This is a genomic window from Acidisoma sp. 7E03 (assembly GCF_054665075.1).
The window spans coordinates 1-8,711 of sequence record NZ_BAAFHE010000033.1 but is presented as its reverse complement, the minus strand read 5'-3'; the positions used below and the strand labels follow the sequence as shown (position 1 = coordinate 8,711).

10 protein-coding genes are annotated in these 8,711 nt (G+C 61.2%); 4 read left to right on the top strand and 6 right to left on the bottom strand.

Annotated elements, in window-relative coordinates:
• Positions 1-144 precede the first annotated feature (144 nt).
• A complete protein-coding gene (locus tag ACYQ6W_RS22285; RefSeq protein ID WP_459678453.1) occupies positions 145-1,017 on the bottom strand; it encodes a LysR family transcriptional regulator in 873 nt (290 codons plus the stop codon).
• Positions 1,018-1,142: 125 nt separating this feature from the next.
• Here ACYQ6W_RS22285 and ACYQ6W_RS22280 point away from each other — a divergent pair, with 125 nt between their 5' ends.
• The 4 genes from ACYQ6W_RS22280 to ACYQ6W_RS22265 are packed head-to-tail and all read left to right on the top strand — an operon-like array spanning position 1,143 to position 3,610.
• Entirely contained in the window at positions 1,143-1,295 is a 153-nt protein-coding gene (locus ACYQ6W_RS22280; RefSeq protein WP_459678451.1) for an NAD(P)-binding domain-containing protein, read from the top strand.
• Positions 1,296-1,299: 4 nt separating this feature from the next.
• Positions 1,300-2,124, top strand: a complete 825-nt coding sequence (locus ACYQ6W_RS22275; protein ID WP_459678450.1) for an oxidoreductase — start codon at positions 1,300-1,302, stop codon at positions 2,122-2,124.
• A 50-nt stretch (positions 2,125-2,174) separates the two neighbouring features.
• On the top strand, positions 2,175-3,023 hold the full coding sequence (locus ACYQ6W_RS22270) for an alpha/beta fold hydrolase (protein ID WP_459678448.1): 849 nt from the start codon (positions 2,175-2,177) through the stop codon (positions 3,021-3,023).
• 56 nt (positions 3,024-3,079) lie between these two features.
• Positions 3,080-3,610, top strand: a complete 531-nt coding sequence (locus ACYQ6W_RS22265; RefSeq protein ID WP_459678447.1) for a VOC family protein — start codon at positions 3,080-3,082, stop codon at positions 3,608-3,610.
• Between the two features lie 177 nt (positions 3,611-3,787).
• On the opposite strand, the gene ACYQ6W_RS22260 is transcribed toward ACYQ6W_RS22265, so the two are convergent.
• The 5 genes from ACYQ6W_RS22260 to ACYQ6W_RS22240 form a co-directional block, all read right to left on the bottom strand.
• A complete protein-coding gene (locus ACYQ6W_RS22260) occupies positions 3,788-4,573 on the bottom strand; it encodes an SDR family NAD(P)-dependent oxidoreductase (protein ID WP_459678445.1) in 786 nt (261 codons plus the stop codon).
• Between the two features lie 15 nt (positions 4,574-4,588).
• Positions 4,589-5,572 (bottom strand): zinc-dependent alcohol dehydrogenase, encoded by a 984-nt coding sequence (locus tag ACYQ6W_RS22255; protein WP_459678443.1) that lies wholly within the window; start codon positions 5,570-5,572, stop codon positions 4,589-4,591.
• The gene (locus tag ACYQ6W_RS22250; RefSeq protein WP_459678441.1) at positions 5,569-6,591 is read right to left on the bottom strand and encodes a Gfo/Idh/MocA family protein; all 1,023 of its coding nucleotides are present in this window, start codon (positions 6,589-6,591) and stop codon (positions 5,569-5,571) included. The genes ACYQ6W_RS22255 and ACYQ6W_RS22250 overlap by 4 nt, the downstream gene beginning before the upstream one ends.
• Before the next feature lie 31 nt (positions 6,592-6,622).
• Entirely contained in the window at positions 6,623-8,305 is a 1,683-nt protein-coding gene (locus ACYQ6W_RS22245) for an extracellular solute-binding protein (RefSeq protein ID WP_459678440.1), read from the bottom strand.
• 18 nt (positions 8,306-8,323) lie between these two features.
• On the bottom strand, positions 8,324-8,711 hold a 388-nt coding region (locus ACYQ6W_RS22240), incomplete at its 5' end, for an NAD-binding protein (protein WP_459678438.1).

Genomic DNA, 8,711 nt, shown 5'->3' with positions numbered 1-8,711 from the left:
GAGGCCGAAGCACGCTACTATGCCAGCCTTGAGGCCATGTCCTTAGCCGCGTAACTTAAACCAAATGGCCTCCGGGAAACCCGGTGCGGTTCAACTTCATCCACCTTGGAGTAGTCGGGACTCGGCGACTCATCTTCAAGTTTTTTACCACGCGCCCGCACTCACAAGGTGTCGGGATATGGTCGAGATGAACGCGCGCAAACGCTGAAGACGTCGCAGGTCTCGGTGATATCCCATCCAGATATCCCGAGCCGGAGGCTGCACCGGCAGCTCCAATCTGCGGATGCCGGGGACCTGATCGCCGACGACGCGCGGCAGCACGGCGATCCCGACGCCCTGCCTGCACATCCGCGCCTGGACGTTGCGGTTGTTCGATCGCAGGACTGTTTTCGCGTTGGGAAAACTTGCAACGAGCCAGTCGATATCGGGGAACCGCCCCGTCGACGTGTCGTGCGTGATGAGCCGGCAGCCCGCTCCATCACCATATCTCGGATCGGCCGCTTCTTCAGCGATGTAGACCCTGTATTCGAGCCTGAGAAGCCGCCGCTGGACCACATCGGCAGTATCGAACGGAACGATCCGGAAAGCGACATCGGCCTCCCGTTGGGCAAGGTTGAACAAACGCGTGCCCGTCAGAATCTCGACGTCGACATTCGGATAGGACTGAGAGAACTCCGCAAGAATGGGAGGCAGAACGTAAGCTCCGAACCAATCGGCGGAGGAAATGCGCAGGCTCCCTTTGAGGCTCTGCTCCTGGCCTGCAAGCCTCCGTTCCATGGTAAGCACACTTTCTTCCATCTGCTCCGCGAGAGCGATAATCCCATGGCCCTCCTCCGTCAGAACAAGCCCGTCGGCCGTGCGCTGGAAGAGCGTGTGACCGATCGCTTCCTCAAGTGCGCGGAGGCGCCTGCCGACGGTCGGATGGCTGGTCTGAAGGGAACGTGCGGCGCTGCCGAGCGTACCGGACCGCGCAACAGCAAGAAAAATTCTGAGGTCACTCCATTCCACCGCCGCCACCGTACAAAAATGAACATTGAATGTACATTTATGCCCATTCAAGAACAAAGATAAACAAGTAGATTCCTGCCACCGCCTGCGTTTCGCCCCACGCGAAGCTCGCATCAAAAAACAGGAGTTGGACCATGCAGATCGGATTCATTGGGCTCGGCGGTCTGGGGTCAACCATGGCTCTGAATTTGGTCACGGCAGGCCATGATGTTCGAGCCGGATCATGGCCGAGACTACGGCGCATGGCGACGACAGTTCGGCATTGTCTGAAACCCACACGGAGATAACGCAATGAAAACCTGGTTCATCACAGGATGCTCGAGCGGCTTTGGCCAGCGGCTGGCCCGTGCGGCAGCACAGCGCGGCGATCAGGTGGTGGCGACCGCGCGGAAGGCCGAGACGATCGTTGAACTGGCGGAGCCTTTTGGTGGCCGTATGATCACTCTGCCGCTGGATGTGACCGATGCGGCGGCAGCGCAGGCAGCGGTCGCACGGGCGGAGAAGACCTTCGGTGGAATTGACGTGCTCGTAAACAATGCCGGCTACGGACTGTTCAGCGCAATCGAGGAAGGAACGCCCGAAGAATACCGGCCGATGTTCGAGGTCAACGTTTTCGGTCTCATCGAGACAACCAGAGCTGCCTTACCCATCCTGAGACGTTCGGGCGGAACGATCGTCAACATGTCGTCCGGCGCAGGCATCGCGGGTGGGGCAGGAAGCGGCTATTACAATGCCGCCAAATTCGGCGTGGAAGGCCTGTCCGAGGCGCTGGCAAGCGAACTGAAGCCCTTCGGAATCCGCGTGCTCATCGTCGAACCGGGGCCCTTTCGCACCGATTTCTTAGGCCGATCAATCATTATGGCTGCCAAGGAGATGCCGGAATACGCCGCAAGCTCGCGCAAGCCCTATCGGGAAACCAACGATGGCCGTCAGGCGGGCGATCCCGACAAGGCGGTGGCGGTGATCCTGAAGGCAGTCGACGCCGAAAACGCCCCGCTTCATCTGCCGCTCGGTCCGATCGCGCATTCGATCGCTGAGGGAAAGCTGGCGTCCTTCCGCAGGGACATCGATGCCTGGCGCGACATCACCATCGCAACCGATTTCAGCCAGGCCTGAGCGCTCGTCGCGCGCTCCCTGTAACCGTCAACGTTGAATGGAAAGCGATCATGATCGCGGCCTTGAAGGGCTTCACCCAACAGCTGCTGCCAGTCAATGGCATCAAGATCAACGCCGTCACGGGAGGCTCGGGGCCCCCGATCCTGCTGCTCCATGGCTGGCCTGAAACATGGTGGGAATGGCACCGTGTGATGCCCCTGCTCGCCGAGCATTTCAGCATAGTGGCCATGGATCTGCGGGGCGCAGGCTTTTCTGATTGTCCGCTCGACGGCTACGACAAAGCAACGATGGCGCGTGACGCGCATGAGATCATGGCGGCCCTCGGGCATCAACGCTATGCCGTGTGCGGCCATGACATCGGTGGCATGGTCGCCTTGGCGCAGACCGCCATCTATCGGCAGGACGTGACTCACTTGGCCGTTCTGGATGTTCCGCTTCCTGGCTGGACCGGCTGGGAAGCGATGACCGCAAGGCTTTGGCACCTCGGTTTCCATATGAACCGGGATCTGCCCGAGCGTCTGATCCATGGCCGCGAATACGACTACGTGTCCGCCTTCATGGCCGAACGGTTCTACGATCACAGCACCTTCGATCCGGCAAACATCGCGATCTATGCGAAGGCGATGGCGCTTCCGGGCCGCATCCGCGGCGGTATGGAATGGTATCGTACCCTCGACCGCGACCATGCGGCCGCGCTCGACTACAAGAAGCGGCCACTCGAGATACCGGTGCTCGCTCTCGGTGGGGATCAGCGCTTCGGTGCGCTCATGGTTCCGATGCTCAAGGAGTTCGCGATCAATGTGACGGGCGGTTCGATTGCCCATTGCAGCCACTATGTTGCCGACGAACGACCTTATGAAGTGGCGGCTGCTCTGATCGAATTCCTGAAGGCGCGTTGAAACGCTGCACCCGCACCGAACGTGTTTGATCGACGAGATAGGAAAAGAGAAGTGTCATGACCGTATCTGTTATTCGCGGCATCAACCATATCGGGATCACCGTGCCCGACATCGAAGCAGCAAAATCATTCCTGCTCGAAGCCTTCGGCGGCCAGGTGATTTATCAGTCCTTCGGACCGCAGGATCCTCCGCGGCAGGGCCCCGAATTCGAGCAGGCCGTGGGCGCCGTCCCTGGAACGGTCGTGCGTGCACAGGCGATGGTCAAGATCGGAACCGGAGCCGATATCGAGCTCTTCGAAATGCACGGCCCCGAACAGACCCAACCGATTCGGGCGAGCGACTTCGGCATCACGCATTTCGCTCTCTACACCGACGATATCGACGCATCAGTGGAGCGCTTTCAAAGGGCCGGTGGAACTCCTCTCACGCCCCCACGCCCTATTCCCTATGCAACCGAGAAAGGTCCTGGAAACAAGGTCTGCTACTGCCGCATGCCATGGGGCACGACGATGGAATTCATCACGACCCCCGCTCGCATGGCCTATCATGACCAAACCGACCTGCGGAGGTGGCAGGACGAGGACTGAGCGGCGCGCAAGAAGGGATCCGCATCGGCAGTCGCCGCAACACGGATGTGTTGGCCAATCCAATGCACCACATGCGGCGCCTCGCTACCGGAGAAGAAACCATAGCCCGTGACCATGTGCCCGCTGACAACCGCCGACCCGGCCCCAAATTTGACCGCAGTCTCCGTGACCCGACGACTACACGAGCACCATGCCACCGTCGCACATGACGACCTGACCCGTCAGATAATCGGAATCCGCCGAGGCAAGAAACGCGCAGAGACCCGTGAGATCTGCCGGTGTCGCCGGCCGTCCCAAGAGAATTCCGGCAGAAAACGACTCGATGAACTCGCCCTTTTCCTTGATGACGCCCTTCTCGATCATGTCCCGCTCCAGTCCCTCCCAAAGCGGCGTCACCACCACGCCCGGTGCGATGGCATTCACGGTGATCTTGTGGGGCGCGAATTCGCGCGCCCCCGCCTGCGTCAGCGAAATGACGGCCGCCTTGCTCGCACAGTAAGGCGCGAACTCCGCATAGCCTTGGCGGCCGGCAATCGAGGCCGTGTTGATGATCTTGCCGCCCAGGCCACGCCTCTTCATCTCACGGCCAACCTCCTGCATGCCGATCATGACGCCAAGCGCGTTGACGCGCATGATGGCGTTGAAGTTCGCCTCATCCACGTCCAGGAACGGCAGCGGTTTGTTGAAGCCCGCGTTGTTGAACAGCACATCTATGCCTCCGAAGCGCGCCACGACTGCCTCGACCATCACGCGCATCTGGCCTCGCTCCGCGACATCGACGGCAACACCCATGGCTTCGCCGCCCTCTTGAACGAGAGCCTCCGCTAGCGCTCTCGCACGCTCTCCATTGAGATCGGCGATGACGATACGTCCGCCGTCGGCGGCCAGTCGCCGAGCGATTCCCTCTCCCAGTCCCGAAGCCCCGCCGGTCACGAGGATCACGCGATCAGAAAGACGCTGCATCTCCGACCTCCCCTCTCACGCGTTGAGCAACGTCACCTTGATGCACTTGTCCGCCTGAGCGCCGAGCTGGAAGGCTTCTAAGCTGTTGGCGAGCGGAAACTCATGCGTGCGAATCGCCGACAGATCGAGCTTCGTACGCTCCAGAAATCGAATCGTATCCGGCCAAACGCCGGGAGAGCCTATACATCCACGGATCGTCAAGTTCCGCATCTGGATATTGCCCAAATGCGCGGTGACGGGCCGCCCGATGTTGATCCCCACCATCGAGACGCGCCCCTCCTCCCGCACAAGATCGAACACGACGCCGAGCGAGGCATCATGCCCGGATGCTTCCACCACGACATCCGCCCCACGCCCCCCTGTCATCTGCATGATCGTCTCAACGGTCTTCCCGATAGCCGGATCCACCACTTCAGCCGCGCCGAGTTTCATGGCCGCGGCGCGGCGATGGGGCAACGGATCGATCACGATGACCCTGGCCCCCATGCCGATGGCGGCAGCGGCAGAGACTAGCCCGATCGTGCCGCCCCCAGACACCACGACCGTCTCGCTCGCGTCCGTCCCTCCGGCCCGACGCACGGCATAGAAACCGCAGGTGAATGGTTCGATCAACGAAGCCGTGCCGTCGTCGATCGTATCGGGAAGCTTGTGCAGCCACTCCGGTCGGGCGACGAAATATTCACGGTCCGCCCCGTCCAAAGAGAAGCCGAAATGGTAAACCCTGTCAGGCAAGCGGACCACACATTCGCCCACGACCCGCTCACCGGGGGCGAAGTTCCGAACATTGCGCCCGACTTCCACGATCTCACCGCACCATTCGTGCCCAGGTGTGACGGGATAGCTGATTGGAATGATGTAGCGTCCAGCAAGCAACTCGTAATCCGAATGGCAAATGCCGACGGCCCGAAGGCGCAGCAACACCTCGTTCTCGGTGATCCGCGGCATGTCCACCTCGCGCACCACAGGATGGTCTGGCTTCTCGAAGATAAGGGCCTTCATGCTGCGTTCCTCTCTCCGGTGGGAATGCCTTCGCGCCGGCCGGAAACCGAACCGCGTACAATCGCCTCCAGCAGAGCGATGTTGTCGATCATCTCAGAACCGGTAATCGGGTAGGCTGCCGCGCCTCGGACGGCACGGGCAAAAGCTTCGAAGTTGGCGATGACAGGCTCCGCCTTGCCGACCTCCTCCACGGAGATGGGCGCGCCTTTCATGCCCTTGGTGACCACCCAGCCATCCGGTGCCTCGACATGCGCCCGGTCCCGAACATCGATCCAACCCTCGGTGCCGAAAACGGCAAATCGCGAGAAAAACGGTGTTGCGAGCGTGGCTGAAATATAAGCCGTGCCACCACCCGTGAAGCGCACATAGGCGCTCATCGTGTCGCCCGACGGAAGGTCGGAGGCGAGCGCTTCACAACTGACGGTAACGTCCTTGGCGGGACCCATCAGCTTGATCGCGAGATCGGTGAGGTGGATGCCTGTGGCGGTCATGCCGCCGGCCGGCGCCTGCTCAGGCTTCAGCCGCCAGTTGCCGCGATCAAGGGTCAGAAACTTGTCATGGCTGAAGTTCGCCTCGATCTGAAGCAGCCGGCCAAGTTTGCCTTCGGCAGCGAGAGCCAACATCTCTGCGATGGGCGGTTCGAACCGCCGCTCGTGGCCCATCCCGAGGACCACCCCGGCCTCGCGGCAGAGGGCGACCGCGCGCTCCGCTCCCGCACGTGTGAGCGCTAAAGGCTTCTCGCAGAAAACATGCTTGCCGGCCTGAACGACCGCGGCGATCTGCTCCTCATGCAGGTTATGGGGGGTGATCAGAAGCACCGCGTCGATTGCAGGGTCACTCAGCGCGTCCTCTAGCCGAGCGCTGGCGGGAATCGAATGCGCCGCCTTGAAGCTCTCGGCTGCCGTGGCATTGACTTCGACCGCCCGCGCGATCCTGATCAGTGGATTATCCTGGAGTGTGACCGCAATCTTGCGTCCCCACCATCCGAGACCCACCAGGGCCACATTGATCGGTTCCATGCCTTGCCTCCCTTTTCTCGTCCGATGCCGGTCAGGCGACTTTCGTTTGAGTCTTGCGGAACAGCGCATCGATCTGGCGCTGTGCGCTCATCAGCGCAGCCCGGTCGCTGGTGCGACCCGTCAGTGCGTCGTGAAGTTCGTTGCCTAGAATTGTCTCTACCGCGACGTATTCAGGGATCGGGGGACGCTGCCATCCATCGAGCAAATCCCGCCTGGCCACCCGTTCGACGAAGTTGACGATAGGCGAGCTCCGCATCACCTCGGGATCGGATATCACGCTGAAGCGTGGCCGAATCGGAAGCCCACTTTTCAGATGATCCCGCACCGTATCCGGCGAAGTGATCCAGGCGATCGCGTCCACCGCAAGGCGCATCCGTTCCTCGGGCAGATTCGTCGGTACGCAGAGCACGAAGCCGCCGATGGGCGCGGTCGCGCACCCTTGCGGACCTGCCGGGTGCGGCAGGTATTCGACCTTGCGCGAAACTTTAGATCGCGTGTCATATTCGAAGCGCGCCGCTCGCATGCTCCAACAATAGGTCATGGCAGCATGGCCTGTGAGGAACGTGTCGAGGCTCGTTTCCCAATCGAATTCCGTTACGCCTGGCGGCGAAATTTCGACGAGCTGGTGCATGTAGTCGAGGACGCGCAGACCCGCCGTGATATCGATACGCGGCCGCGCCGGGCCCACTTCCCGCGCCGCCGACCGTTCGAGAAGAAAGCTTCCACAGTCTCCGAGAAGGAAGAGGAAGCTTGCCGCGATCGGCATGCCACGCGCGGCGTTCCACGTGATCCCATAGCGCCCGTGAGCCGGTGCATGCAGCGCACGGCCCGCCGATAACACCTGATCGAAGGTCGCCGGGAAAGGAAGGGCCGCCTCCTCGAACAGATCACGACGAAGGGCGAGGGTTTCGATGGTACAGTAGATCGGAACGCCATACTGCTTGCCGCGCCACTGGCCGGTCGCCCAGAAGTCAGCGTGAAACTCCGTAGGATCGAGTCCGGCCGCCCGGACGACCTCGCCGACTGGGCGAATATAGCCGCGTGAGGCGAACTCCCCCATCCATGGAATGTTGATCGCCACGATATCGTATTGCGAAACCGGCCGCTGTGCATTCTCGAGGGCCAGTTGATAAAGTTGCGGAAGCCGCGCGAGCGTGAAGTCTCGCCGGGATCCGAAGCTCGTGCGCAGATCTGCCCACATGTTCTGCATTGCGACGAAGTAATTGTCCTCGGCGAGGAGGAAACGGAGATCGAAACGGCGCGCCTGGCTCGACCGTCGCATCGAAGCGGGCCAGGCGAGGCTCCCCGCCGCAGGGGCGCCAAAGTAGTAGTCATCACTCGCCTCTCCGGGGTCTCGGCTTCCGAGGGTTTCGGCTACCACCCGCTTCACCTGCAAAAGATAGCGCTCAAAATCCTTCCTGAGTTGAGCACTCGGCTGAAGCGCAAAGGACTTGCCCGTCTTGCTGCGCGGCACGCGAACGATGAGCCCCTGAGCGATCAGCTCTTCGATCCGTCGCAAAGCGGTTGTGTAGGGCGCGTAGCCGGCTTGTGCGAGGCTCGATATGGTAACGAGATCACCCCGGGTGTGAGCAGCGAAGAGATGATGGAGCACCCGCCAATCAAGATCATTATCGGCCTGCGGAAACGCGTCCCGCCAGGGAATCCGAAGCTGATCGAGAAAGTCCAGGATGCGAAGACATTCCAGATCCTTCATCGCTGCTCTACCGCATCACTAGCCGGCCAAGGCTTGCCGATCCAAGCCGGCCATGGCTTCATATTCCTGCAGCAACACGAAAAAGTCCTTCCCCCCCTGCCCGCGCGCACGCGCCGCCTCATACTGCTGGCGAATGAGGCCGGTCAGGAAAACCGGCACGCGCTCGTCCCGCGCAGCATCCACCAGAAGATCGAAATCTTTGATCATCTGCTCAATGGTAAAAGCGGGCGAGAAATCCCGCCGCTCGAGCATGTCCCGCTTATAGACAATGAGCGGTGAGGCGACAGCGCTCTCGCAAATGACCTCAAGCATCTGAGAGGCCATTTCGAATCGATAGATCAACGGGCCAGCCGTCGCAGCAGGATGACGGTGGCAGCGGCGTAGAGAAAGGCTTCGACGCTCTCGA